The sequence below is a fragment of the Schlesneria sphaerica genome (genome assembly GCF_044336245.1).
Taxonomy (GTDB): domain Bacteria; phylum Planctomycetota; class Planctomycetia; order Planctomycetales; family Planctomycetaceae; genus Schlesneria; species Schlesneria sphaerica.
This window is the reverse complement of record NZ_CP172346.1, coordinates 1148517-1175514: the sequence shown is the minus strand read 5'-3', so window position 1 is coordinate 1175514 and position 26998 is coordinate 1148517. Positions and strand designations below refer to the sequence as shown.

Below are 26998 nucleotides of genomic sequence, written 5' to 3'. Positions count from 1 at the left end.
ATGAACTTTTGAAGGTTCATGCGGTGATGCTGAATCAGGCTGCTGAAACACCGCCACTTGGCGGTCGATCAGATCGAAATCCGATCAGGGATTCCAGTTCTGTGCATCGATCCATGTATCCGTGCGGAATGGAGAGGCGGGGAGACCGGCTCCGTTGGCCAGATTGGGTTCCGCAAGTTGGTGCCAGCCAAATCGAACCGCGACTGGTGTGGTCACTCCATCAGCGCTCACCACGACCGTTTCACCTTCGATCTTCGCAGTTGCTTTGACAAACTTCTTGTCGTCGCCAGCGATCGACCACCAGGAAAGTTCTTTCCCGTCCTGGGACTTCAAACCTGCTGCGTGCGCGAAGGTCACGATCGCTTTGTTGCCGTCAATCTTCACCGACTTGTAGAGTGGTCCCGAGAACTCAAGGTTCTGCTGACCATAGGTGTTGGCAAGAGCCCACAGCGACAGTCTCCGGCCGACTTCCTGCTTGTTGGGCGGATGAATGTCGTTCAGAGTTGTGATGTCGGTCAGAACCGCCATGCCAGTGTTCTTTACGGCCAAAGTTGCCGTTTGAGCTTCCCAGATTCCGGCCAGACGGGTTGGATCGCCGTCGTATTTAAACGGGGCAAGCTGTGCGAACAGGAACGGGAAATCGCGGTTACCCTCCTGATTCCAGACCGAGCGCCAGCCTTCGATCAAGGCTCGCTTCAAGTGATAGTACTGCATTCCCTGGCCATTGTTGGATTCACCTTGGTACCAGAGGAATCCACGAATCCCGAAGGGAGCGAGAGCGTGGATCATTCCGTTGTAGAGACCGGTGTACTGGTAGTTGCTGTTCAGGGGATGTCCTGGAGGGCCTTGTTGGACTGGTGGAACCGCCTCACCGGGCTTGGCTTCAGAAATCTGCTTGGTATAGGCCTTGATTGAGTTGGAGAAGTTAGCGAGCTGGTCGGCGTAGGCATTGACCATGTTCACCATGTCGTTTTTCTCAGCGGCCAGCTCAGGGATCGCGGTGTATCCGACAGGAGGAATCCATGGCTGAATTCGCGTCCCACCCCAGGCGGTCGTAATAAGACCGACAGGTACGTCGAGCTTCTGATGAATCTCGCGACCGAAGAAGTAGAGCACTGCGGACGAGCCAGCGACGGTTTCGGGAGAACATTCGACCCAGCGAGCGTTCACATGCTCAGAAGGTGTTCCAGCAGGAACAAGCGGAACGATGAACAGGCGGATCTTGGGAAACTTCGCATTGGCGATTTCCTGGACGCCATTGAGCGACGCACTGACAGGCCATTGCATGTTGGACTGGCCCGATCCGGCCCAGACTTCACCGATCAGGATGTTGGTGACCTTGATCTCATTCTTGCCTTTGACGGTCATTTCGAAAGGACCGCCGGCTGTCTTGATCGCAGGCAGCACCACCTTCCATTTCCCCGAGGCGTCTGCTTTGGTCGACTGACTGGCGTCGCCCAAGGTCACGGTCACTTCTTCGTTCGCAGCAGCCCAACCCCAGATCGGCAGAGGGATATCCTTCTGCAACACCATGTTGTTACTGATAATTTCCGGAAGCTGGACGTCCGCCCAACTGACTGAGGAACTCATCAGTAAGGCCACAATGGCCACCATCAGACGCGATCGCTCGTTCTTCATACTCAGTACTCTTCAGGTTTCGGTGGATGATTCGATGCCTGTTGCATCAGGATCGACGAATGGTAACGCAACCGTGTGGACTTTTTCAGTCATCGATCCTGAGAAATTTGAAAATGAAATTCGCAGTCGCAGGCGATTTTATGCGGTCGATTCGCACTGACGATTGCTCAATCGGACAAGACTGCTTCTCATCGACCACGTCAATGACCCTGGTTGACGTGGCCGGCCTGGTGGGAGCATTCGCTGCTCTCATTCCTTCATCGTTGTCTTTTAAAATCGATGAATCCAAGTTCGACATCGGTCCGAACCAGTTGGACTCGCAGTCTGCGACCGACATCCATTCCTTCCTGACCTGTGATCAGTCGGCCCTCGATCGGAGGGTGCAGGATTCTGACCCAGGTTTCCTTCTGATTTGCGCCAGTGACGATCGCGTCAAAGACAGAGCCAATCCGTGATTCCAGCAGGAGTGCCGCTGCGGATTTACGGACTTGTCGTTCAACCTTTTTGGCTGCGTCTTCTGCCTCGGTACAGCGTTCGGCCAATTGTTTCAGTTCTTCATCGCTATAGGGAACCGGACGCTGATCGAGTGCCGCCTTCAACAGTCGCTGCGTGATCACATCCGGGTATCGTCGATTCGGAGCGGTCGAGTGCGCGTAGTCACCGACCGCCAGTCCGAAGTGACCGGGAATGTGGCCATCGACGAGTTGGGCAGCATACTCACCCGGTCCCAGGAGCTTAATTACACTGAGTGATAAGTCGGGAAATGTGGTCGGATCAGTGGCTTGCGCCCAGACGAGGAAATCTTCCAGCGCTGTGGAACTGGGATCCCGGGGGAGGAGATGACCTGCCTCCGCGGCAAGATCGACAATCCTGTTCCATCGCTTCGGCTTGCTGACAACTCGACGAAGGGACGGAAACTGGTGTGCCTTCAGGAATCGGGCCACGACACCATTGGCAGCGATCATGAAGTTAGAGATGAGATCCTTCGCACGATTGCGGCGATCGAGCACCAGATCTTTTAACGTATCTCCCTCGAATACGGGCCGCGTCTGGATCGTTTCGAGGTCGAGAGCCCCGTACGCCTGCCGGACGGCCTTCAGTTGCTGTGCCATCTGGTCCTGAAGTCGAATGTTCTCATCAAGCCCGGGGACAGCCTGGACGGGAACGGGAAGTGGCCCGCTTCCGTCCAGCCATGCGGCAACGCTGTCATACGCGAGCTTCGCGTGATTTCGAACCGTGGCCCGATAGATGTCCGAGTTGCACAGTCGGCCATCGGAATCAAAATCCATCTCGACCACAATAGCCTGCCGGTCTTCGTGCAGGTTGAGTGACGTCAAGTCGGTCGATAGCCGCTCGGGCAACATGGGGAATATATGACCGACGGCATAGACAGATGTCGTATTCGCCTGGGCGTGCTCGTCAAGTGGAGATCCTGCTTTGACGAGCGCATCGACGTTGGCAATAGCGACCAGTACCTGAACTCCACCCTCAGGAGTTTGTTTCGCAAACGTCAGTTGGTCGAGGTCGCGCGAGTCGTCGTTGTCGATCGAACACCAGGTGAGATGACGCAGATCGCGAGTCGACTCGGTCTCGACCCCGGCGGGCCCCGGTATCGATTTCACTTCGTCGAGGACGCGCGGAGGAAATTCGGGCACCAACCCTCTTTCATGCATTATCCGATATGCAATCTGTCTGAGGCGGAAGCGATGCGGTCGAGCATCAACATGGGGCATAAGGATTTCCAATAAGCACTTTGCGCTAATAGCGAGTCTTGTTCTGATTCGAGAATTGGCGGTGAAACATTACCATACTGACATACCGCAGAATACGCGTGCGACTTGCGACAACCTCCGCGTGGACAAGTGGAACAGGTGATCACCCGGTCGGCGAGCCTGACCCGTGTAGATTGGCGTCAACTTGCTTCACCTTGTTATAGTCCCCTTCCCAGCCCCACGTCGGCACTCAAGGCCATCGGCGATGTCGGTTCCGCTTCGTGTGCGATGAGATCCTCAGTCATGCAGGTGGCACTTTCATTGTCACTACCGAAGAGGGGGAATCCGGTCACCCGTCAGTGCACCGTGCTGGACAGGTTTCGTGAAAATTGGCTTCCTTTCACAGTGATGACGCTTATGAAAATTGCTCTGAGTCTGTTGGCCGTCCTGCTGACTTCCACACTGGCCAACGCCGAAATCGGAATCATCTCGCCTCAGGAAGCATTGAGGTTGATTGAGTCGACCGAAGCCTCGAAGAGGCCGCTCGTGATCGATACGCGAGGGGGGTATAAGGACTACTTTCGCGGTCATCTCCCGACAGCTCACCATTTGAACTTTGACACGCTGCGGGGCACTGACAAGGGAGTTCCGGTCCAGTATCTGCCGGATGATCTCACGAAGGCATTGCTCGTCAGGGCAGGGGTTAATCGTGATCGTACTCATCTGATTTACGCGACCGGGGACAAGCTGCCAAACGATGAAATTCTGAGCGCAAGCATGGTCGCGTACGTCCTCGAGAAATTTGGTGTGAAAGACATTCGGATTGTGGACGGCGGTCTTCCCGCCTGGCAGCAGGCGAAACTGCCAGTCACGCAGGAATATTTCGGCAACCCGTCAGGTATTCTTCCTGAGAAGGGAGCCCCCGAAATTGGCGTGACTGTTGAGGAAATCTTGCGATTGAACAATCAGCCTGGAACGATTCTCGTCGACGCACGACCACCCAACGAGTACCTCGGCGATGACGACGTGTGGTTGCGAAAAGGACATATTCCCGGTGCCGTCAGTTTCCACTGGGCTCGTCTGATGGATTCCGACAACACTCATCAATTTCTGCCGTTCGAGAAGGTGAAATCGAACCTCGAAGCTGCAGGAGTCACCCCTGACAAGGACGTCATTGTCTATTGTGGAACCTCGCGTGAGGGAAGTCTGTTGCGGTTCTATCTGAAGCACGTTGCGAAGTACCCCCGTGTCCGGCTTTATGAGGGATCGTGGAAGGAGTATTCCTCGCTGAAGCACTTGGAAGCCGAGACTAAACCCAATCCGGTTCGTTGAGGTTCCTGTCGTGCTTATTCTGATTCTTGTACTGGCCGTTGGTTTCGTCGCTTTTACAAACGGGGCGAATGCCAATTTCAAGGGCGTTGCGTCGTTGTACGGTAGCGGTACAACGACCTTACGCACCGCGCTGTGGTGGGGAACGGCAACGACATTTGCCGGGTCCATCGCAGCCGCCTTTATTGCGGAAGGCTTGCTCAAAAAATTCAGCGGCCGGGGCATCGTTCCGGACACGTTAATCGAGTCGCCCGAGTTTCTTGCCGCCGTCGCTATCGGAGCGGCACTCACCAGCTTCTTCGCGACGCGACTGGGTTTCCCCGTCTCCACGACGCATGCACTGGTCGGAGCACTCATGGGAGCGGGACTGGCGGGAAACGGCACGGAAGTCCATTTCGAGGCCCTCGGAAAGAACTTTTTGTTTCCACTTTTTTTCAGTCCTGCTGTCGCAGCATCGCTGGGGGGAGTTTCGTATCTCATTTTAAAATGCCTCCGTCTCGCGCCCGATCATCGGACGCGAACCCTGGACGTCCTGCATTATCTCAGCGCCGGTGCAGCCAGCTTTGCGCGAGGACTCAACGATACGCCCAAAATGGCCGCACTGCTTTTGACCGTTCCTCATCTGGACATGCGCTGGGGCTATCTAGCGGTCGCAGTCATGATTGCGCTGGGAGGGTTGCTCGACGCGGACAAGGTGGCGGAAACGTTGGGGAAAAAGGTGACGGCTATGAATCCCGGTCAGGGCTTCGCTGCCTCGCTGGTCACTGCAGGCCTGGTCACGACAGCAAGTTTCCACAGCTTGCCGGTGAGTACGACGCATGTCAGTGTTGGGTCGTTGCTGGGGATCGGTGTCGTGACTCGACAGGCCCACTGGCGCAAGGTGGTGGAAATCCTTGTCGCCTGGGTCAGCACGGTCCCCTGCGGAGCCCTCCTCGCGGCTATTGCTTACTTGATGATCTCTCGCGTCTAGGCGAGCGGTGGGCAGACGTGCTTTTGTTTGTCTTTCGGCAGCGGCGTGTCGGTATGTTGTTATGCAGCTTTAAATCTATGTCCTTTTTTCTGCTTTCTTCTCGCAATAGAATTGCGTTCCGTGGCCACTTCAATTTCACCGGACAGGAAGAATGCAATGTCAGTCATCAATGCATGGGTCGGTAAGTCAGCAGGGCAGAAGTTCGTTCGCGAACAGATCGATATCGGCTCACTCGGGGCCGAAGAGGTTGAAGTTCAAGTCGAAAACTGTGGAATCTGTCATTCTGACCTCTCCGTATTGAATGATGAATGGGGGATGTCGCGATATCCGGCGATCCTGGGGCACGAAGTCATCGGTCGTGTCGTTGAAGTCGGTTCGGCGGCCAAAGGACTGAAAGTGGGGCAGCACGTTGGCATCGGCTGGAATGCCGGAAGCTGTCAGCACTGCCGATCATGCAAGTCGGGTTCACATCATCTTTGTGCACAAGCTCAGCCAACGATCATCGGCCACTATGGCGGTTTTGCGAGTCGAGTCCGGTCGCACTGGTCTTGGGCAATTCCCTTGCCGGAAGGGCTCGATTCAAAAGAAGCGGGCCCCTTACTCTGTGGTGGTATCACTGTCTTCAATCCCTTGGCGATGTATGCCAAGCCTACTTCTCGTGTCGGCGTGGTTGGCATTGGCGGGCTGGGGCATCTGGGACTGAAGTTTGCCAAGGCGTATGGTTGCCACGTGACGGCTTTCACATCCAATGAAAGCAAGTTCGACGAGGCCCGCGGATTCGGTGCCCACCAGGTGGTCTCCAGTCGCGACGCCGCTGGCATCCAGAAATTGGCCGGAACGCTCGATCTGCTGATCATCACGACCAACGTTCCTCTGGACTGGGACAGCCTTATCGGAACGTTGGGCCCGAATGGCCGGATGCATTTCGTGGGCGCCATCCAGCAACCGGTTCCTGTCTCGGCCATCCGGTTGATCTTCGGACAGCAGCAGGTTTCTGGCTCCCCTACAGGTTCGCCAGGGGCGATCGAAAATATGCTCGAGTTTGCGGCTCGCCATAGTATCACTCCGCAGACGGAACATTTCCCGATGGCCCAGATCAATGAAGCGTTCGACAGACTGAAAGCAGGTAAGGCGCGCTATCGCATCGTGCTGGACGCCGATTTCTGATGAATCGCTTTTTGATCAAGGTCGAGTTCCTTCACAGTGTTCCTTCGCAGCGTTGCATCGACGGAATCGTATTTTGGGCCTGCGAATTCCGACAGGGTGCATCGGGTAAACGCTCACACGAAGGCTCTAAAGCTTCGGAACTTGCATAGACGTTCGAGATATCGTTTCCCGGTTGTACCGCGCTCGTATAACCGCATCTGGCGAAGGATCTCACGGGGAATCGGCGACGGCTTCGGGCTTCGTTGATCTGCTCATCCGATTGGGGTGAACCCATTTGATGACAGTTGCATCGTGGACAGCCTGGATCGAAGTCCCCCCGCCTGTATTCCATTCAGACTCCAGTTTTACCCTGAACCGTAAGTGGCGAATCGCCGGCTGACGGCGTGGTGAGGATTTGCGCATTCCCTTGTTTTCGATAGAATTGAGTCTCTCTCATTAGTTGGACTGTCAATTGATCGAAGGCTCATGAACCGGGCCTGCGGCACTGCGAGAACACTCGAATGAACCGACCCAGGCATACCCGGAACCGCTGTCGTTTGCCTGCCGACTTTCGTTTGGCCCGCCCTGCATTGGTCGTCGGAATCCTCATCTTCACGCTTCGTGGTGCATTACTATTTGGCGCAGATGCAGAGTCCGAACAAGTCGATTTCGTTCGCGATATCCAACCAATCCTTGCTTCACGATGTGTTGATTGTCACGGCGAAAAGTCCTCTAAGAGCGGTCTTCGCCTGGATGTGAAATCGACTGCGCTGGCAGGAGGGGATTCCGGAACGGTCATCCTTCCAGGTGAGAGTTCCCGCAGCCAGTTGCTCGAGCGAATCCGCAGCACGGAGGCCGACCGGATGCCTCCGGAAGGTGACCCGCTTTCTCCGGCGGAAATTGAACTGATCCAACGCTGGATCGATCAGGGAGCAGCCTGGCCGGACGGCGTGGACAAGGCAAAACTGGCTGACAAGTACGACTGGTGGTCGCTGAAGCCGCTCGTCCGACCCGGGATTCCGTCCGCGGGCCAGCAGACCCGTTTCAGTTCGCCGATTGATGCGTTCATCGTCGCCCGGCTGCAGCAGAAAGGGCTGCAGCTTTCCCCTGAAGCAGATCGCCGTACACTGGCGCGACGCCTTTATTTTGATTTGACTGGGTTGCCTCCTGATCCCGACGAAGTGGATGCATTCGTTGCCGACACGGATCCGAACGCCTACGAAAATCTGGTGGACCGGTTGCTGGCTTCTCCGCACTACGGCGAACGCTGGGCTCGGCACTGGCTGGATGTCGTGCACTACGGTGATACCCATGGCTACGACAAAGACAAACCCCGACCCAATGCATGGCCTTATCGCGACTACGTCATTCGTGCATTCAATACGGATAAGCCGTATGCCCAGTTCATTCAAGAGCAGCTGGCTGGCGATATCCTGGCCCCGTTTGATGCCGATGCTGTGACAGCCACCGGTTTCATCGCCGCCGGACCGTGGGACTTTATCGGCCACGCCGAAGTCCCGGAAAGCAAAACCGACGGCATGATCGCGCGAATGCTCGATCGCGATGATATGGTCTCGAACGCGTGCAATACATTTCTCAGCCTGACAGTGCAGTGTGCCCGCTGTCATAACCACAAATTCGACCCTGTCGTGCAGGAAGACTATTATCGCCTGCAGGCGATTTTCGCGGCCCTCGATCGAGCCGACCGGGCGTACGACATTGATCCCCATGTCGCCGGAAAACGAACTGAACTTCAGGCTCGCCAAATTGCTGCGAGAACTCAGCTCCGTCAGCTGGAAGCGAATGTGAAGGAACTTGGCGGAGATGAACTGGAGCAGCTTAATGCACAGATTGCGACGGCGAGCCAACCAGCAATACATCCCCTCGCGGCTCAGTTCGGCTATCACAGTCAGATTGAATCGACTGCGGATCAATCCAAATGGGTTCAGGTTGATCTCGGGCAATCCGAATCGATCAATGAGGTACGAATCGTTGGCTGTCACGATGACTTCAATAACATCGGTGCGGGATTCGGCTTCCCGCTGCGACTGAAAATTGAAGTCAGTGATGACGAATCTTTTTCCGGGTCTGTCATCTGTGTTCGAGACCACACACAGGATGACCTGAAGAATCCAGGCGTCACACCGCTGCGAGTGACCTTCCCCGAAGTGCAGGGGCGATTCGTCCGGGTGACGGCGACACGGCTTGCAGAACGTCAGAATGACTTCATCTTTGCGCTGGCGGAATTGAGTGTCTTCGACGGGACGGGAGCCAATCTCGCTCAAGGCAAACCGGTGCGGGCACTCGATTCCATTGAAGCACCTCCTCGCTGGCAAAAATCCAATCTGGTCGATGGCTATTTTGTGGGTGTCGAGCCGTCGCACGAGAGTTCTCTGGCAGAACTCTCTCAACTCAGGGAAGAATTGCTGAAGAGTAAGATTGATTCGTTGATGCGGAAGCGACTCTCGGACGTTCAACAGGAAGTGGCTGAGACAACCTCCCAGCTTGCCACGCTGCCCGCACCGCATCAGGTGTATTCGGGGATGGTCTATTCGGGAAGCGGGACGTTTACGGGGACCGGACCGTCAGGCGGGAAGCCACGCCCGATCCACGTGCTGGCCCGTGGTGATGTTCGTAAACCCCTGAAAGAAGTCGTACCCGGAGTCGTCCCGCTTCGTCAGGATCAACCGGGAGAATTGGTCCTGCCCGAAGATCATTCCGAAGGTCAGCGGCGGGTGGCGTTCGCCCGGTGGATTACAGCGAATGAAAATCCGCTCACCTGGAGATCAATCGTCAATCGCCTTTGGCTCTATCATTTTGGACGGGGAATCGTCGATTCTCCCAATGATTTCGGACGCATGGGCCAGCTTCCTTCTCACCCGGAACTTCTTGACTGGCTGGCTGTCGAATTTCGGGATGGGGGACAGAGTTTCAAGCGATTGCATCGGCTCATCCTGTGTAGCGCCACGTATCGACAGAGCAGTGGACTTGATCAAGGGGACTCTCAGCCGACCTCTGCTACGCACCCCGGCGCTACGGAACCGGTGAACCCTGCGGCGGTGGATGCCAGCAACATCTACCTCTGGCGAATGAACCGGCGCCGACTGGAGGCGGAATCGGTTCGAGACGCGGTATTGCACATTTCGGGCAAGCTGAATCCTCATCTGGGGGGACCTGCCTTTCAGGACTTTGTCGTCGAAAAGCCCGAACATTCGCCTCACTATGAATATCAGCTTCATGATGCAGAAGATCCCAGGATTCATCGGCGTTCGGTTTACCGTTTTCTGGTTCGTTCCCAGCCCCAACCCTTCATGACGACACTGGATTGCGCCGATCCATCGATGAGTGTCGACAAACGGAACGAAACCGTCACCGCCCTTCAGGCACTTGCCATGTGGAACAACCGCCTGATGCTGACGATGGAAAAGTATATGGCACAACGCGTGGCCAGCGAGCAGCACGACCTGACAGGGCAGGTCCGGACGGCGTTTCGACTGGCACTTTCCCGTTCGCCAACTCCAACGGAACTCGACGAACTGGTCACCTATACGGAATCGCACGGATTGGACAGTCTCTGTCGCGTCCTCATGAATCTCAACGAGTTTGTTTTTATCGATTAACGCCGATCAAAATCAGGTCACTTTTTTCGATCATTCTCCAACACTCTGCGTCACAAGTTCGTAGTCACAGCGGAGGATGACTGATTGCGAAACACAATGACGCAACCGGACAACAGTCTTTCCGGACTGGAAGACGCCGCCAGTGCGACTCAAGAGTCGCGGCTGGTGGAAGAGGCGCGCCGTGGGAGTCAGTCCGCATTCGGTGAACTGGTTACTCGCTACGAAAGAAGGCTGATTCGGGTCATTTTGCAATTTGTCAAAAGTCAGGAACTGGCAGAAGACCTGGCTCAGGAATCCTTCCTGAAGGCCTATCAGCGATTGGCTCAGTTCGACCCCGCTCGGCGCTTCGGTCCGTGGTTGTTTCGAATCGGTGTGAATCAGACATTAGATTACCTCCGCCGGCGAAAGCGGCGCGGGTGGTGGTTGCTGTTTTCCGAGCGAGGGACGGAACGAGATCCCGATCCTGCCGTTGCTGATCCGCGGCAGCAGCTGGATCTCGAACAGGAAGTCGCTGCGATCCTGGATCAGATTCCGGAAAACTACCGGATCGTTCTGATGCTGCGAGAATTGCAAAACTTTTCCACTTCGGAAATTGCAACGATACTGGAACGTAAGGAAGCGACTGTCCGCTGGAGGTTGGCTGAGGCCCGCGCACTGTTTCACGACTTGTGGGTCAAACGACGGGACGGGCAGGGTGGAGATGCGAACGCTGCTGAAGGACTTCGCCCACCAGTGGAGGGCGGCATTCAGACGGTGAATCGCTCGGAAAAACAAGACAAATTTGACGGTAAAGAATTGCCAGGTGCATTCGATCCCCCTCCGAAATCCGGGGGGCAGAAACGACGAAAGGGTAAGGAATAATGGATTGTCGGCGTGCAAAAGAACTGCTTTCCCTTTGGGTAGGTCAGGACCTGCCTGATGCGGCGAGTAATGCCGATGTCGCCAGTCATTTAACGCAATGTCGGGATTGCGACCGGCACTTGAAGAGTTTGCAGGCGAGTATGGACGTGCTGCAGGCGTGTTCATCTCAGGCACGTGCTCCCGAATCCCGATCTGCCAGTCTGTGGCCGGGACTGGTCACAAAAATCTCTGACTGGGAAGGATCGCGTCGACGGGATCGTTTCAATGGTTGGGTCCCGGCGACCGTAATGAGTCTGGCCGTGATCCTGATGGTCGCTGTATCGATTCCTTCGATTCATCAGGTCTTCTTCGGCGAAGACGTCGCCGAGTATTCGATGCCTGATCGATTTCTCGATCCAGAATTTGACATGTTGCGAGATCCTGAAGGGACGATTTCCATCCAGAAAACGCATCAGGTCACGCCTGTCAACTACGAAAAAGAGTCCTGGTGAACACCTCCTCGATCGCGGGCGTCGAAAACGGGCCGCGATCACTTCGTTTCTACCGGTGCGGGAACTGATGTCCCACCGGTTCCCGCCTCTGAATGACCCCGCTCTTTCTCCTTCGCACGACAGCGTCAATACCCGTGCCTGTCTCCGTGACTCAGGGTTTTCGCTGCCTAATGAGAGGACCTGTTCCTCCGCCGCTCAACGGGGCAGCCAACTTTGAACCTCGTCGTTCCGCCGTTTGAATTCTTTCAAACGCGGTGTCGCTGGGCGACTGTTGTCGACAGAAATCAACCGACTCGCCTGGAGCGCGCCCAAACATTCCAACCCTGCTGTACCGCGCTGTCAGGAGAGGTGAACTTGCGATGCACCTCAAGGGGAACCTCACAACCCCAATTAACAACTCGTTCATCTTCGTGAGCATTGCTCGCCAGCGAAGTCCTCCATTCCACTGAGAACGCGGTAGAGGAGCACGATCGATTAACGTGGTATATATCCCGAAGAGCACTTTGAGCAGACGACGACACCATCAGCCCCCCGCAGCGACCTCGCGACGTTCTGGTTCCGGCTTCTGTGAAGGGGTGGGCGATGGAAACACGTTCCGCGGTGACAACGCATCGGCGGGACCTGGTTCTGGTGGTGCTTCAGGTTCATGTGGCATTTGAATGTAGGTGGGGTAAAGCAACCGCTTCGATTCCGCCAGCAGGAAGTCAACATTCATAAACGGATCCGGGCCGACATCGTGCCACCGGATCTTTCCATCCGCATCGATCAAGACCGTGGCGTGAAGAGGAGCTTCTTCGAAATCATCAAAGGCATGATAATTCTTGAAGGTTTCCAGTGAGCCATCGGAGAGAAGTTTGAACGGCATCTCCCCATCGGATTTGTAACGCTCCTGCGATTTCTTCAGGTTCACAACATTGTCTGAACTGATGGCAATCATCGAAATCCCGGCCGCCTCAAAATCCTTGTACTTGGGAGCGAATGCCTTCAGCTGTTCGGCACAGTGCAGGCAGCCATAGCCCAGGTAAAAAATGGCGATGAAGGGCTTACCTCGGAAGTCGGCCAGCGAATGGAGTTGTCCTTCCCCGTCGGGCAGAGTCCACGACGGTGCCGCACTTGGTTGCCATGTAAAGGGGCCAAGTGTCGTCAGGTCGGGCAATTCGGCGGCGTTCCGAGCGACGGGTAACTTCTGTCGCCAGTCAGTACCAAACCCGAACTCGTGGGCGATGGGCTGTAGGCGAGCGAAGGGAGGCAAGTCGAGATCGATCGCTCCGGAAATTGCACGGAGTGATTCAAATGTCTGCCGGGCCTCGTCTTTCATCCCCTGCCGCCACAGTAATTGAGTCAACGCCGCCAGAGGTCGGACCTGATTCTTGCTCTTTCCGACCCAGTCTCGCAGTCGCTTCAAGGCGGCTTCCGTTTTTCCGGCCAAGACCTCGATGTCCGCGAGATAGGCTTCGTCAACGTCGTGTGCTTTTGTCAGCCGTTCCAGACCAGCGGTATACTTCGCCTGTAAGACCATGATCAGTCCCTGCAGCTCGTCGACGGCTCGTTCGAGGATGCGCCGTCGCTCTGCAGTGGGTTGCATTGCCTCTTTCTTCTTCGCTTCGATGGCTTTGGCGTCGGCCCCTTCGAAGCGAGCCTTCGCGACCGCTTCATCGGCTGCCGTGTCTGCTTCATGTCGCAGTTTCTGCAGGCGTCGCTCGAGAATTGCCAATTGGATTCGGCCGTTCTCGACATCATCTTTTCGCAGATAAGCCCGCCCCAGGTGACGGAAATATTTGATCTGTTCTGTTTCGTCTTCGGTGGGGGGAAGTTTCTGTGTCTTCGCGTCAGCGATCAGTGCGTCCCACAGTTCGAACTGGGAATAGATCTGAAACAGTCTCATTCGTCCGAAGTGAGCACTCTTGCCGCCGGGAAAACTGTTGTATTTCGGATGCTGTGGCAGCTCGATGGTGTTGCGGGACAGCGTGATTGCATCATGCACCCGGCCGATGTACTGCAGGTTTCTGACGAGCCACTCATTGTTGTGGGCGAAGTTGTGAATCCGGTCGGGGAAGATCATGTCACGCATCATGTAGGCATGATCGGTGCGAGCCGACGCTTCCTGGTGCCAGACGGCGTCGAAATAGCGATTCAGCTCACTGAACGTGTGCCCGGACATGTGCCACATATGGGCAATCCCCGGTGCTGACAAGCCACACCGTTCCGCCGAGTTCACCGCCAGGGTTGCTTTATCATTGTCCCACAGATGAACCCGGTAGTGATGGACCGGGTGATAGGGATTCTCGGCCAGCACCTCTTTCAGAACGGCGTCAATTGCGAAAAAGCTCGCTGCCTCCAGATCCCCTTTGTTCTGCCACAGTGCCTGACCCAGCATCGCTTTGGCTTCCAGGTCATCCGGGTAGCGATAGATGATTTCCTCGATCGCGTGGACGTAATTCCTGGCACGGTCCTTCTTCTTTTTCTCGTCCCCGGCGTCAGCCTTGTACCAGGCGTCGAGGGCGTCGATGTAGCGCCGTTCGCGATCGGTCGCTTTCTCTTTCCGTTTGACGGCCTCGGCGATGAACCCTTTCGCACGGCTGGCATTGTTGGTGTTGGACAAAGCCATCCCGAAATAGGTCATCGCACAATCGGGATCGAGCATCGCCGCCTGCCGGAACGAGCGTTCGGCTTCGAAATACCAGAATCCGTGCAACTGCCCAATCCCCTGATTGAAGAACTGCTGCACGCGCGGCTGAGCCGTTGAAATGGGAAAGGTCACCCGACCGGTGGTCCCGAGTAGCGTTGCGGCCCGCCGGGGGCCTTCGTCGAAGGCTTCGCCGTGCATGGAGTGACCCGGAGCGGTGACATTTGCGGGGGCCAGAGCATCCGAGGGACCGGCCGATTCTGCATTCGACAGAGCGACGACTGCAAAAACGACGAACGCATTGATCGACATAGCGGACCCTCCTCAAACTGCACGAGCCTCTTGCTGATTTCTTCAGCGACTCCGCCGCCGATCACATCGGGAATCAATTGCACCAGGCGCGAAACAGAGGGGCGGAGATCGCTGTCCCAACCCGTCTCACGTTTCGGAGTCCCTCTCGGTGAAAGCCCCAGACGGCCAACCCGAACACGTCAAGAATACCTCGCACCGCTCTCGAATTGCCAGCCCCGGACCCGAATTGCGTGCTCTGCCAGGGGCTCTTTGGCAGGACAATTCGTACTATCCCGGATTTCTGAATCGAGTAGTCGAGAGGAAAGGCAAATCTTTTCCCGGCAACGATTTCAGAGTTGACTCACCTTTTCATCTGGGTTGTCTAGAGGAGGTCAAACGACAAGAACCCAGAACCGTCCTGAATTTGACCCCTGCAGAGGTGACCGCCAACGCATGATCCCTTCGCAACCGTTGTGAAAGCGACTTTTCAGCGATTGCTGGACCCCCCAGTTGCGGATCTTCGGCCTGCGGCTGACGTGGGGGAATACGCTGAGTCACCCTTTCCAGCTCACCTGCGATGGGAGGGGGAATTCGTCCGGTTCAGGGGCCGGAAAAAACGACCCGATCGTAGAAGTTTGCCAGGTCATTGAAAATCACAAGAAAACAGTGTGAACCTTGCGACAAACCCAAGTCTCGCTATACTGTCGCCCCGCTCCTCGCACAACACGAGGAACCCAGCCCAAGTGGCGGAACTGGCAGACGCGCTAGGTTGAGGGCCTAGTGGTAGCAATACCGTGCAGGTTCGATTCCTGTCTTGGGCATCTTGAAGACCCCTTCGCTGTAACACCTGTTGCAGCAAGGGGTTTTTTCATTTCTGAATCGATTCTTGCTACCTGTCGGGCTGGCACGACGGTGCTGCTCGAAACCAGCAATCGGTTCCAATCTGGAACCGAAACCAGGAGGGTAGCGCCATGGCAAGACCTCGATCGGCGATTCCCCAGCTTTGCATTGATAAATCAAGAAATCGCGCCTGCTGCAAAGTGAATGGGCGATTCGTCATCTTGGGGCCAGCGGGCTCAACCCAAGCTCGCAGCAGAACAACAGGGATACAGCATATTCTGTTGACTCAAAGAAGTTCTGGGCAAGCTGGATCTGAACACCAATACGTGGCTGTGTCTGGTCAGAAAGTTCGGCAGGCTGTTCTACAATGTGGCCGGTCGTCCGCAGACGATCGAGCTGACGCGCACCCGCATCGGCCAGCACCGACACTACGTTCGCCGCGAAACACGCGAAGTTTTCTCCTGACGCAGAAGTAATGCGCCACAGAGTTCTCGATTTGAAGCGATCGTTTCTAGCGGTCGCCGAAGTGCTTGCGCTGCAAGTGACTCGGGGCAGGCGAGCGTGAACTGCAACCGTAACAGCACGTAGGCTGCCATCAATTTGCGGAGTGCGCCTGGCGTCCGTTGACGTGCCAACGGTCGTAATCCTGAACGTTTCAGACTGATAGCATCCAGTATTCGGCTCTTGCCCCAAAAAAGCAGTGTCCCAATACTGTTCGGCACGAGAATTGATGTGGCTCGTCTGTATCCTGGATTCGTTCTTTCTGTAGCTGTTCACGCCCGGTCAATCCCGCGAAGCAAGGAGTTCGGCGCGACGTGAGACTAGTATTTAGTGGTTGTCGATTAGGATGTTTATATAGGCGCGCACCCGTTCTCATCGCGGAATGTAGTTCACGCGGAACGGATCTCTTATCAAAGACTCACGTCAGGAAGACGCGGTCTTAAGCTTATCGATGTGTCCTTGGATCTCATCGAAGTCGACCCAGCCGATCAGGTAAAAGCACAACAGCTCAAACGTCCGCTTGGTCGGCATGCGTCCGGTGTAAAGCAGAATCAAGAGGCAGGCGATGAGCGCGGAGTAAATCTGAATCTCGACACCTTGCTGTCGGGTACTCAGCAGGTGGCGGCAGCCCAGCAGGTGCTTGAACATGCGGAAGAAGAGCTCGATCGTCCAGCGAAGCTGATACATCTCTGCGATCAGTTCTGCGGGGACGTCCAGCAGATCCGTGGCGATTCTCAGGGTTCCATCGCTGCTGGGGGCTGTACTGGAGAACTTGCGTCCCCGGCGTCGACCGCGGCTGGTGTGAGCGGAGCAGCGGACGGAGATCAGCCTCAAGGTATGGTTGGTTCGTGTCTTCTTGTGTCGCAATTCGATGATTTGGTCAGCCTGAACTCCAGCAGCCGTCGCTTCGGGCGTGAGCGGTCGTTCTTCAATTGTCTCATACGCCAGCCTGTCACGGACTCGACAGACATAACTGCTTCCAGCGTTATGGATCTTATTCCAGAGTCGGAACGTCATGTAACCACGATCGATAACATAGCAGTGGTCTGGTTCGATTGTCCGCTCCAAAACTTTTCGTTCGTCCGCATCTCCCTTCGGGTTGGCTGAGGTGGCTTCAATCCGCTTCGGAAGACCACGCAGGATTTCAAAATGTGTATGCAGGCGATAGCCGCACGTTGGTTTCTCGGAACAGTTGGTGATCCAGGCGAGTCGGGCGATCCGTGCCAAGGTGGGAATCACTGAACCATCCACAGCGACCAGAGTCTTACCCAGCCCTCGGAAGCGCTCCGGGGCTGGTGCGTCGGGCAACTGGTCAGCCAACTCGCGAGCAATCTTTTTGAGCGGTTCAGGATCAAAGAGCTTCACCGATTCGGAGAGGGAGCCCAATGACGTTCGAGGGATCTTGAGTCTCTGCTGGATCTTCTTCAGCTGCGACACCTGCTGCAGGCCACGCAGCGAGTCGACGATGGGAGAATAGAACCAGAGCAGCACCAGCGTGCAATACTGGTCCATGTGCAGCTGTCGATTTCCCGCTGTATCCCGTGCGGTTCCAACCGCATGTAAACGCTTCAGGAAGGGCCTCAGCACCCGAAAGTACTTCAGACCATGAATATTCTTGGCCGAGATCTTCGGCGCTGGTTCGTCATCCGAGTCGGGAGCTTGCTCTTTTGGCATCCGGGCACGCTGACATGGCAGATAAACTGACCAAATGACGGGCAAAAATGCCCCTCTGGCATCTTGCAATCAGTATCTTGGCCATGCGCAAATGGCGTGCCGAACAGTATTGGCAGTGTCCCTATGCGGGCGACCCGCACTTTTCAGGGGAAAGCCTGGTCCCATGGGTGTAAGTGAAGTGACGCGACAAGTCACCACGCTACGGTGCACGCCAAATACTCACTGAGGACCATCCTGACAGCAATGGTAGGATCGAGGTCAACTCGATATCGGTAACGTCGTTCCTGGATTACTTCCCAACCGTTCACGGTAAAACGATCATGACCATCGCCAACGGCCCGCATGAATGCTCGACTTCCAATCTCTGGCCACCGTGACAGATTCGTCGACGGTGATTCAAAGTCCGCATATTCGTCGTCAGACATCAGACATAATGGCCGAAGTGTTAACATTTCCGGCTCCTCGAACATTGGATCGCAATTCTCGTAGGCTACATGTGCGCGTGCGAGTTTCATGATGACATTGGATGCACGTGGAATGTCGACTTCCCAAATTAGTGCCCCTTCGTGATTTGCTTTGCACTTTGCGCGGATTTGCGTAGCTAGAGCTGGCTTGCGTGACAAGATCTTCTTGATTTTTTCTCTATTAAGCTTCTCCGGTTCTGTTGTGCCGGAGATTACACATTCAATGCAACAAGCCAAGTATTCTTCGTCCAGTGAAAAGCTACTATTGCAAGACAAACACGCGTCGACCCCAGGGAGGCAGTCTGGATATGGTTCGTCCAGTAGGACTTTAGACGGAGCGTGGTCGAACGTCGCCGCTGCACACCCGCAGAACGCGCAAATACCTACGAAACGCTGATCGGAAAATAGTTTTCTTGGGTCCATTCAACTGTTCTCACGTGTCCCTAACAACTGCTGGCGAATTTAAGTTTGGGCGATAATCTCATTTGAAACCAGCTCGGCCATCTCTGGCAGAAATGTCTTGCAATGGTTGCAGAGTTCACTGCAAAACGCCGGGGAAATATCAATTTCGTCCATCGGGCAACTCAAGTTATCAATGCCAGTCTTGATGCGATCCCAGATGAACTTGCGAACCCGATCTTTTCTATCGTTCAGCTTCTGATCGTTTTTGTCGAGGTCGCCCTTTGACGGTCGGATATCGCCATTGTAGTGGACGATCATGTTTCGCACTTCGCGGATTTCGTCGAGAACTTTCCATGTCTGAGGCATCTCGACTTTATTTTTTTTCCAGAAAGCTTCGACTTTGGTTACATCTCTCAAAACCTTCAGTTCGTTCTCAAGAGCCTTTTGGTCCTTTATTGTTTTCTCCGCAAAGGTCTTCGCCAATTTGATCATTTCAAGTTCGAGTGCTGACCAAATCGCCACCAAAAAACCGCGATAAGCCAAGTCAGGCAAACGATTATTCGCCAGCCACATTGAAAAGCGCGATGCTTCGAATGCCGGTATGTTGTCTTCGTAAGATCCCGAACTGAACATTTCTGCAAATTGGTTAGCCGCATGATCGCCAGCTTGGTCAATGGAAGGTGCGATTTTCGTAATGCACTCTGCGATCCCATCGAATTCAAGGCCGACTGACCATTCGTAGGATTTAAGTTCTGAGGGGTTCATTCCCAACGATTCCTATATTGCCTGTTGACTGAAGACACGCGATGGCGCTTCCGTGTTCGATGAAATCCTACCACAACAGCCAGGGCGTGCCGCTCTTGGACTCTAAGAAGAAGCGTTACATGGCAAAGCCCGCTGCCGAAGGGGGCGGTGCAAGAACAACAGGGATACAGCATATTCTGTTCAGCATATTCTGTTGACGATTGCTACACAAGCTCGATAGCCTTGAAGTCGTTGGAGTGAATTGCTCGGGTTTTGCGATTGAATTGGAGGCGATTACATGGCTCGGTTAGCGCGTGCAGAGGTCTTTGCGCCTGACGAGGTGGCGGTTGTGCATGTGATGAACCGGGTTGTCCGGCGGTGCTTTCTATTGGGAACTGATTCCCTGACCGGCAAGAACTATGACCACCGGAAGGGGTGGATTGAAGATCTACTGAAACGCTATGCCGCCTGCTTCGGGATCGATCTACTGGGCTTTGCGATTCTTTCAAACCATTTTCATCTGATATTGCGGTCTCGGCCGGATGTGGTGGCGACCTGGAGTGATGAAGAAGTTGCTCGACGATGGTTACTCCTGTGTCCGATCCGGAAGGATGATCACGGGAATCCCTTGGAGCCGAATCAGGCCGAGTTGGATTTCATTCAGAACGATGACCGCAAGCTGGAACTTATCCGCTTGCGGTTGTCAGACATCGGCTGGTGGATGCGGTTGTTGTGTCAGACGGTAGCGATGCGCGCTAACCACGAAGATCAGGAGATCGGCCGATTTTGGCAAAGCCGTTTTCGGGCGGTGCGGTTACTGGACGAAGCTGCTCTCGTCGCGTGCGCCGCCTACGTCGACTTGAATCCGATTCGTGCGGCGATGGCCGACCGGCTGGAGACCAGCGACTACACCTCTGTGCAGCGCCGGCTTCAGGCTCAACAACCTCGGTCGGCCTCACGAGAGACCACCAAACCGAGCGATGCCTCAACAGCGGAGAAGAATCAATCCCGCAGTTCGGCCAGCAAGTCTGACGACACGACAAAAAAGCACCAGTCGTCAGTCGATCAATTTCTGGCGCCGCTGCCACTGAAAGAGCGGGATGGCAAGATAGGTCCGGTTGCAAACCGTACAGGAGCCCGCTGCAGTGACAAAGGCTTCTTGCCGATGACACAGGACGATTACCTGCGGTTACTCCGCTGGACGGCAAAGCAGCTTCCGCTTGATAAACGGTCCCGGTCATCACCTCAACTCAAAGAAGTTCTGGGCAAGCTGGATCTGAACACCAACACGTGGCTGTCACTGGTCAGAAAGTTCGGCAGGCTGTTCTACAACGTGGCCGGTCGTCCGCAGACGATCGAGCTGACGCGCACCCGCATCGGCCCGCACCGACACTACGTCCGCCGCGAAACACGCGAAGTTTTCTCCTGACGCAGAAGTATTGTGCCACAGAGTTCTCGATTTGAGGCGATCGTTTCTAGCGGTCGCCGAAGTGCTCGCGCTGCAAGTGACTCGGGGCAGGCGAGCGTGAACTGCAACCGTAACAACACGTAGGCCGCGACCAGTTTCTGGAGTGCACCTGGCGTCCGTTGACGTGCCAACGCTCGTAATCCTGACCGTTTCAGACGGATAGCATCCAGTATTCGGTTCTTGCCCCCGAAAAAGCAATGTCCCTATGAGCGTTTCCTGTGCTGGCGCACAGTGTCCCCCTTGTCCTTCTCCCCGACAAAGTCTTTACACCTATCAATCGACGCGCCAAAGTCGAGGCCCGACCGTTAACTACTGAACCCGCCCCTGTTTCCATTCCCCTTCGTTTCAGTTTCCCCTCTGGTGGGAAGGCCTATTCAAGTTTCCGAATCGATTCCAGCAATATTCGATCGAGTATTTTCGACTTTCCAATTTTCGCTCGCAGTAATGGTAAAGCTTCTCTCGCAGTTGGCCCAATGTTTCCGATTGCTTCAGCGGCAAACCATGTCGTGTCAACATCCGCACGTCCATTTTTGACAACATCCTTCAACTCTCCGAGAACTGGAGCACTCAATGGGCCCAAACGAGATAGCGCCCTCGCTGCCTCGCGAGACACGAAGTCATCCGGGGATTTCAGCAGCTCTGCAAGTGGGACTAGCACAATGCTCGCAGAGTTCCCAATTTCCCCCAGACCCACCACAGCATTCGTCGCTGCAAAACTATACTTGCTTTGGGCTATGACTAATAGCTCATTGGGGTAGCAAGCATTCAACGGATCTTCTTTGGCTGCTCGGACCAATTTCTTAATTCGTGCATGAACGAGCTGGCGTTTTATTGGTGAATCAACAACAAACACCAAAAGTAAAACTAGTGCACTGCCAACAATCAGCGCAACTAATGACAGTATTACACAAGTTCGACGGCTCATTTGTCAATCCGATTCGAATATGTTGACGAGTTTGTGCTATAGTCGTAGTGGATAGGGCGTCCTCCCTGACGGCCATATGAAGAACAACAGGGACTCAGCATATTCTGTTCGCGAAGAACTGCGTCGCTTTTTTTAAAATGTCACGTTCCATCCGTAGGAGCTCGACTTCGCGGCGCAGTCGCGCCAGTTCGGCTTCCTGGGCCGTCTGCTGGCCTTGACCGGGAAAGGCCTGCTCGCCTTGCGCAGCGAACTGTGCTTTTCACTTGTAGAGCAGCGTTTGACTGATACCCAGGCGGCGCGACACCTCGGCCACGGACAACTGTTGACTGCTGATCAGATTCAATGCCTCACGCTTAAACTCCGGCGTGTGCTTCCGACGTTCTCTCGACATACTCTGGACTCCTCTTGGGAAAGAATACTCGCTTTTCCTCGCGCCCACATTTCATGGGCAAGTCCAATGCGGTTTTTGAATGGTTGCGCCAAGGAGGTTTTGACGCGGGCATTCTCCAAAGATAATTTTGATTCGATGACTTTTTGGATAAAAGGTAGAACATAATGCGCACAGATCGGTGGGTTGGCGTGGTACTCATCTTGTGGGTTGTCTCAATAGGAATCTATGCTTTTCTGAATCAAGTCATGATGAGTGAGTTGAAACCGCATCAACAACCACCGTGGGCGAAGTCTTTTGGCGAATTCCTCGATTCATCGGGCCTTGCGCTACTAGGTGTGTTTGTCTGGTTGGCCGCTGCATTCTACGCATATGCTGGCGGACCCTTGACATTGCTTGTCATGGGTATTGTGTACATTTGGAGAATGTTCGGCCGCAATTGAAATGCGCACCATGTCGGTGGATGGCCTAGAGGCAGTTTCAAAACCGGTTCAAACATATCATTACGCAGGCGAGGTGGAAAAGCCTTCGAAGAGATGTGGGTAGTATTCTTGCCGGACAAGAAGCCTTCTTTGATAGCCTGGCCAACTGATCGTGCGTTCCACTTTCCAGCGACTCGCATATCTCCTCAGGCTTCGCCCGTCTTGTCGAGACGGCTTCTTCCGGCCTTTTCGGTGGGGTGTGATCTGCTCGATACCTCGCAGTTTGGGGGGGTCACGAACCCCATCCGCATCGGCAGCCATGTCGTACAAAACAGCCATATCGTACAGCAGCCTTTCCGGTCTCTGGCCAGCAACTTGAATGTCGACCATTGTCTCGATCGTGTTGCCTTCGGCGACCTGTGCAGAAATGGTGAACCCCGAGATGGGGACGCCGTTACCGTCCGTCATCAGCATGAGCTTCATTCCTTTGCCCTTCTTGGTCTTGCCAACCTCGGCGCCCTCTTTATTGCAGGCGAAAAGGCGCCATTCACCCATTGCCTGCGACCAGTTCAGCCGTTTCTGTCGATCAAGGGACTTCAGCAGACGCTCCCACGTTTTGACCATGATTCCTCTTTCCGTCCACTCCTTGAGCCTTCGCCAGCATGTTGCAGGAGAGGGGTATCGCTCTGGTAAATCTTGCTATCGTCCTCCGCTCTTCAGGACCCACAGAATTCCCTCCAGACAGGGTCGAGGCTCGACTCGTGGTCGGCCTCCCAGTGGGGATGGAAGAGGGTTCGCAAACAGATCTTTGATGGAATTCCACTGGGCATCATCGAGAAAAGGCTTTGGGACCGTCCTGGACCCTGTCGTATTCGGCCGCCGTCGTTGGGGCCACATGGACAGGGTAATTCGCATGTAAGGGACTCCTTTCTCCCTTACCGGTATGCAAATTGCCTGCCAGAGTCGTTATTGCAAAAATAGGGTTTTGAAACTGCCTCTAGTCGTTGCTACGCCTTCTGTGCCGACGCGCGAAGTTGCCCTGAACGACATCATCGAACGGCCGAGCGATGCGGTGACACGTGCCAAGCCCTGCGCACCATTTGAGGGGTCGAGCGTTGCGGACGATACCTCCAGCATGATTTTCGGCGTGAGTCCGCCTCACTAAGAATTCATCTCCCAAACTTCGTGACAGTGGCCATGCGCGATGACTCACAGACTTCCACTGTGCGTTGAGTCTGGTCGAAAAGTCTCACGAAGTCGTGAAAAGTTGCTGATGACGTTACACATGCATACGAACTTACCTGGTCAATCTTGTGGTACTGTGGGGTTTTGCCAGTTTTCGTCGAAGAAGCCTGCTTGTTGGCGTTCTTCAGGAAAATCGCCGGACCCCGGGTTCCAGTCCGCCGCATTGGCTGTCATCTTCATGACCCCCCAGTCCCCTAGTCGAGGGAAGAGCAGGTAATTGAGTGAGGCGAGTTCCCGTTCGTGGAAGCTATGGCCACTGTTGATGACCAGATAGCGATCACCGGCATCGGGTAGTGGGTTGGCAGTGATCAAGACTGGTGCATGGTCGGTGCTCGAGTAAGTTTGTCCGGCGATCTGAAGTTGGGTCGGGGTCCAAGTCAGCGGCAGGGAGGGGAGCGCCTGGCGAAGCAGCGAATTGCTGCCTGGATCACCGAACAGGATTAGATTCTTCGTCCGAAGATCGTCTGCCGTGATGTCGGTATCGTCCTTAATCGGAAGATCTCCTCGCATGTAGCGGTCCCACTCGTAACGAAATCTTCGTAAGCTGGCGTCACACCATGCTGCGACGGAAGGGTTCCAGCTTTTTCCGGTCCCTCGCACGCAAATGAAGGGAGTGGTGAAGGCGTCATCGATGGGCCCCTGAACACCAGGACGCTTCCCGGTCAGCACGACATCTTCGCGATTGCCATCACAATTCCAGCGACCAGCCGTCTTGGTAAGCATTAGCTTACGACTTTGGCCAACGGACGTGATTAAGGGCAATGCGATATCCTGACCGTCGATCCGCAGCGTAGACGCTGCGTCTTGAAGCATCGGGGGGCCAATCGCCAAACGACGCACGTTGAGCAGTTTGCTCACTTCGACAGAACCATCCGGGCTGGCGGTGGCTTGAACTTCTGTACGGCGATAGTGCTCGTCCAGCGCAAGAATCTCGAGCCAGTGGCAGCGAGAATACTTCAGCGTCCAGGTCACAAAACGGAGGTCAGGGAGGCCACTTCGACGTCCCGCATTGACAGCGATTTCAATCTGCCGCATCTGTTCACGGAACGTCACCGGATCCCGCACATGTCCCGTTAATGGCGAGATCAGATTTGTGAGCTGGAGCCCTTCGAGAGCGACCGCTTCGTTCATTCTGACATGAGTGAAGAAACCGGGGTCGAGGCCGCCAATTGCCGCGACTGTGGGGACGACTCCGATGTTGGCGGCGAAGTCGACCGAGTCCAGCATATGCAGTGTTCTCTCCTGCCACGGAGGTAAAGGATCGACTCTCACCCAATTCGGTGAAATCCCTTCGATTCGGGAAAGGGTATATGTATCAACGTAGCCCGCGTACGGGGCGATGGCGGCAAAATAACCCGGGCGTTTGAGCCCGAGATGCCACGTCCCCGAGGCCCCCATCGAAAAGCCACGCAGAACAATCCGGTTCCGGTCGATTCGGTAGTTTTGGCAGGCAGACTCGATTGCTTCAAAGACGTCACTTTCTCCGGCCCACCGGTAACCATTCTCGACGCGACCCAGGGGGAAAATTTCGATATATTTGTTTGTCGACGCTGTCGCAGTCTCGCTATCTCCTGCATCAAAATGTGCCTGAAGGCGAATTTCACTCATCCCGACCGGCTTCGAACTGCCATGCAACACGACGTCCAGTCGCATCGGCGTCGTCCCGTCGTCGCTCTCTGGAACAACGACGCCATAGGTTTGGACCGAGTCGTCGATAGCGGAGACGAACCCTCGCAGCACTCGTCCCTTTTTTGCCGCCCATGGCTCCTGGTTCGAATGCAGGAAATCCATGCGCTCTTCAGCGCGTTGAAGCCACTTCTTGATGGTTGAGACATCTTCAGCGGAAGCTGTTTCCGTTTCGTGTCGCAGTGCCTGAGAGACACCTTTTAGAAACAGCTCAGCATCGACGGTGCGATCACGGGCCTTCTTTCGCGAGTCAGGTGCCAGACCTTGCTGCAGGCGGGCGAGTTTCGTTTGAAGACGCTGCAGTTCTTGAACGATGAAAGTTCGGTCATCGGCGGGCAGTTCAGCAGGGAGTTTAAACGGTTGGTTCTGTCCGTACAGGCACGCTGCAGAGAGGATGAAAAGTATGCACGCCAGGGCGATGGCTCGGTAGGAATTGTGAGAAAAGAATTGAATTGCATGACTTCTCGGCGGGGCTGAAAAAGTTGTGGAGCGACGCTGCACGATGGACGTGGGCTGAGTGTGATCCGCCGTTTCGACGTCGTGGCGACTGAAGACCGGCTCTTTGTACGGTTTGCCAAATTCACTGAAACTCACTGTCAGGTTCCTTATCCCGTTCGATGATAAGTTCGTCGAGAAACCCGCGTTGCTTCTGAATCTGAGGAGTCGCCCAATTGACGATTCAGACTGCGTTAAACATTTTTGACGCGATACAGCCATGTCAGTCAGGCTGACAACGAGCAAAGATTGATGCAGCGCGCTGCGATTGGCCCAGGCAAAACTGAGAGGTTTGAGAGTGCGAGGGTGATCACGGCCCGATTTTAAGGTGACCTTTGAGGTATGTGTCGCGGATTTTGTGGAGTTCTTTCCAGATTTTGGCTTTTCTGGTTTGGGGTGAGACGCAGGCGAACAGGTAGTTGCGGTTGCCACTGGTCCAGGTTTGGATTTCGATGTTCAGCGTCTGGGGAGCGCGGGTGGCGAATGGTTCGACCCAAGTGAGTTTGCCCTGGTAGACGTGCGTGCCGGCCGGAAAGGATCCGTCCTCGGCCTTGTTGGCGTCCGGCTCCTCGTTCTCGAGGTCGAATGTGAACTTTTCCGGATCGACATCCGGACGTGCGCCGTTCAGAACGGCGGTGCACAGGCCGCGGTAATACTTCAGAAACTCGTCCTTGATCAGGTCGTCCTTCAGTTCCGGCTTCTTCTCGAGTTCGAATACGAACGCGTAGGTGAAAAAGGTGTCCGAGGAGGCCTTCATCATGCCCGGAGCGAACCGGATGTGCTCTTCCCCTTTGAGGGTCATTTCAGGAGCGAAGCCTGGCGGGAGGGAAATCGTTTCGCCACCCCATGAGTCCGGTGCAACCAGTTTGAACTCGGCCGATTCATCAGCGGCAAGCAGTGTTCCGACCAGGACGAGACTGAGTGCCAGGTAACGCAGCATGGAAGATTCCTCGGGACGGGTTCGATCTCATCGACTCATGGTGAGGATATGTGATCTCGGATCTCATGTCATGTGCCGACTCGCTACGTGGCGCACTACCCTGGAAGTGGGGCAGAAGGA

At 55.0% G+C, this 26998-nt stretch carries 17 protein-coding genes and 1 tRNA gene; 8 read left to right on the top strand and 10 right to left on the bottom strand.

Features of this window, described 5'->3' with window-relative positions; all coding sequences use genetic code 11:
• Positions 1–84: 84 nt before the first annotated feature.
• Entirely contained in the window at positions 85–1638 is a 1554-nt protein-coding gene (locus tag ACGY09_RS04410; RefSeq protein ID WP_397570607.1) for a sialate O-acetylesterase, read from the bottom strand.
• Positions 1639–1895: 257 nt separating this feature from the next.
• On the bottom strand, positions 1896–3293 hold the full coding sequence (locus ACGY09_RS04405) for an RNB domain-containing ribonuclease (protein WP_397570606.1): 1398 nt from the start codon (positions 3291–3293) through the stop codon (positions 1896–1898).
• A gap of 474 nt (positions 3294–3767) precedes the next feature.
• Between ACGY09_RS04405 and ACGY09_RS04400 the strand changes: the two genes are divergently transcribed.
• The 6 genes from ACGY09_RS04400 (at position 3768) to ACGY09_RS04375 (ending at position 11767) form a co-directional block, all read left to right on the top strand.
• A complete protein-coding gene (locus ACGY09_RS04400) occupies positions 3768–4682 on the top strand; it encodes a sulfurtransferase (RefSeq protein WP_397570605.1) in 915 nt (304 codons plus the stop codon).
• Between the two features lie 10 nt (positions 4683–4692).
• On the top strand, positions 4693–5649 hold the full coding sequence (locus ACGY09_RS04395) for an anion permease (RefSeq protein WP_397570604.1): 957 nt from the start codon (positions 4693–4695) through the stop codon (positions 5647–5649).
• Between the two features lie 156 nt (positions 5650–5805).
• Entirely contained in the window at positions 5806–6816 is a 1011-nt protein-coding gene (locus tag ACGY09_RS04390; protein WP_397570603.1) for an NAD(P)-dependent alcohol dehydrogenase, read from the top strand.
• Between the two features lie 500 nt (positions 6817–7316).
• Positions 7317–10415 carry a DUF1549 domain-containing protein gene (locus tag ACGY09_RS04385; protein WP_397570602.1) on the top strand — a complete coding sequence of 1033 codons (3099 nt, stop codon included), beginning with the start codon at positions 7317–7319 and terminating at the stop codon, positions 10413–10415.
• An 84-nt stretch (positions 10416–10499) separates the two neighbouring features.
• Positions 10500–11276 (top strand): RNA polymerase sigma factor, encoded by a 777-nt coding sequence (locus ACGY09_RS04380; protein WP_397570601.1) that lies wholly within the window; start codon positions 10500–10502, stop codon positions 11274–11276.
• Positions 11276–11767 (top strand): anti-sigma factor family protein, encoded by a 492-nt coding sequence (locus ACGY09_RS04375; protein WP_397570600.1) that lies wholly within the window; start codon positions 11276–11278, stop codon positions 11765–11767. Before ACGY09_RS04380 ends, ACGY09_RS04375 begins: the two co-directional genes overlap by 1 nt.
• Before the next feature lie 523 nt (positions 11768–12290).
• On the opposite strand, the gene ACGY09_RS04370 is transcribed toward ACGY09_RS04375, so the two are convergent.
• Positions 12291–14705 (bottom strand): redoxin domain-containing protein, encoded by a 2415-nt coding sequence (locus ACGY09_RS04370; RefSeq protein ID WP_397570599.1) that lies wholly within the window; start codon positions 14703–14705, stop codon positions 12291–12293.
• Between the two features lie 716 nt (positions 14706–15421).
• Between ACGY09_RS04370 and ACGY09_RS04365 the strand changes: the two genes are divergently transcribed.
• Positions 15422–15505 (top strand) — tRNA-Leu (locus ACGY09_RS04365).
• A 943-nt stretch (positions 15506–16448) separates the two neighbouring features.
• On the opposite strand, the gene ACGY09_RS04360 is transcribed toward ACGY09_RS04365, so the two are convergent.
• Together ACGY09_RS04360 and ACGY09_RS04355 are read right to left on the bottom strand one after the other, a co-directional pair.
• Entirely contained in the window at positions 16449–17699 is a 1251-nt protein-coding gene (locus ACGY09_RS04360) for an IS4 family transposase (protein ID WP_397569312.1), read from the bottom strand.
• A gap of 926 nt (positions 17700–18625) precedes the next feature.
• Complete coding sequence (locus ACGY09_RS04355) at positions 18626–19330, bottom strand: hypothetical protein (protein ID WP_397570598.1); 705 nt, start codon at positions 19328–19330, stop codon at positions 18626–18628.
• Positions 19331–19607: 277 nt separating this feature from the next.
• Between ACGY09_RS04355 and ACGY09_RS04350 the strand changes: the two genes are divergently transcribed.
• The gene (locus ACGY09_RS04350; RefSeq protein WP_397570597.1) at positions 19608–20738 is read left to right on the top strand and encodes a transposase; all 1131 of its coding nucleotides are present in this window, start codon (positions 19608–19610) and stop codon (positions 20736–20738) included.
• Positions 20739–21147: 409 nt separating this feature from the next.
• Here the strand turns inward: ACGY09_RS04350 and ACGY09_RS04345 are convergent, their stop codons facing one another.
• From ACGY09_RS04345 to ACGY09_RS04325, 5 genes are all read right to left on the bottom strand, one after another.
• A complete protein-coding gene (locus tag ACGY09_RS04345) occupies positions 21148–21702 on the bottom strand; it encodes a HEAT repeat domain-containing protein (RefSeq protein WP_397570596.1) in 555 nt (184 codons plus the stop codon).
• 259 nt (positions 21703–21961) lie between these two features.
• Entirely contained in the window at positions 21962–22093 is a 132-nt protein-coding gene (locus ACGY09_RS04340) for a transposase (protein WP_397570595.1), read from the bottom strand.
• Positions 22094–22593: 500 nt separating this feature from the next.
• Positions 22594–23136, bottom strand: a complete 543-nt coding sequence (locus ACGY09_RS04335; RefSeq protein WP_397570594.1) for a transposase — start codon at positions 23134–23136, stop codon at positions 22594–22596.
• A 681-nt stretch (positions 23137–23817) separates the two neighbouring features.
• Positions 23818–26037, bottom strand: coding sequence for a hypothetical protein (locus ACGY09_RS04330; protein ID WP_397570593.1), 2220 nt, complete (start codon positions 26035–26037; stop codon positions 23818–23820).
• Between the two features lie 211 nt (positions 26038–26248).
• Complete coding sequence (locus tag ACGY09_RS04325) at positions 26249–26878, bottom strand: hypothetical protein (protein WP_397570592.1); 630 nt, start codon at positions 26876–26878, stop codon at positions 26249–26251.
• Positions 26879–26998 lie beyond the last annotated feature (120 nt).

Excerpts from the sequence above, each read along its gene's own strand:
- ACGY09_RS04325 (WP_397570592.1), bottom strand. The coding sequence starts at position 26,878 with ATGCTGCGTTACCTGGCACTCAGTCTCGTCCTGGTCGGAACACTGCTT.
- ACGY09_RS04340 (WP_397570595.1), bottom strand. The coding sequence starts at position 22,093 with ATGTCGAGAGAACGTCGGAAGCACACGCCGGAGTTTAAGCGTGAGGCA.
- ACGY09_RS04355 (WP_397570598.1), bottom strand. The coding sequence starts at position 19,330 with ATGAACCCCTCAGAACTTAAATCCTACGAATGGTCAGTCGGCCTTGAA.
- ACGY09_RS04370 (WP_397570599.1), bottom strand. The coding sequence starts at position 14,705 with ATGTCGATCAATGCGTTCGTCGTTTTTGCAGTCGTCGCTCTGTCGAAT.
- ACGY09_RS04390 (WP_397570603.1), top strand. The coding sequence starts at position 5,806 with ATGTCAGTCATCAATGCATGGGTCGGTAAGTCAGCAGGGCAGAAGTTC.
- ACGY09_RS04385 (WP_397570602.1), top strand. The coding sequence starts at position 7,317 with ATGAACCGACCCAGGCATACCCGGAACCGCTGTCGTTTGCCTGCCGAC.
- ACGY09_RS04350 (WP_397570597.1), top strand. The coding sequence starts at position 19,608 with ATGGCTCGGTTAGCGCGTGCAGAGGTCTTTGCGCCTGACGAGGTGGCG.
- ACGY09_RS04345 (WP_397570596.1), bottom strand. The coding sequence starts at position 21,702 with ATGAGCCGTCGAACTTGTGTAATACTGTCATTAGTTGCGCTGATTGTT.
- ACGY09_RS04410 (WP_397570607.1), bottom strand. The coding sequence starts at position 1,638 with ATGAAGAACGAGCGATCGCGTCTGATGGTGGCCATTGTGGCCTTACTG.
- ACGY09_RS04335 (WP_397570594.1), bottom strand. The coding sequence starts at position 23,136 with ATGGTCAAAACGTGGGAGCGTCTGCTGAAGTCCCTTGATCGACAGAAA.
- ACGY09_RS04400 (WP_397570605.1), top strand. The coding sequence starts at position 3,768 with ATGAAAATTGCTCTGAGTCTGTTGGCCGTCCTGCTGACTTCCACACTG.
- ACGY09_RS04360 (WP_397569312.1), bottom strand. The coding sequence starts at position 17,699 with ATGCCAAAAGAGCAAGCTCCCGACTCGGATGACGAACCAGCGCCGAAG.
- ACGY09_RS04375 (WP_397570600.1), top strand. The coding sequence starts at position 11,276 with ATGGATTGTCGGCGTGCAAAAGAACTGCTTTCCCTTTGGGTAGGTCAG.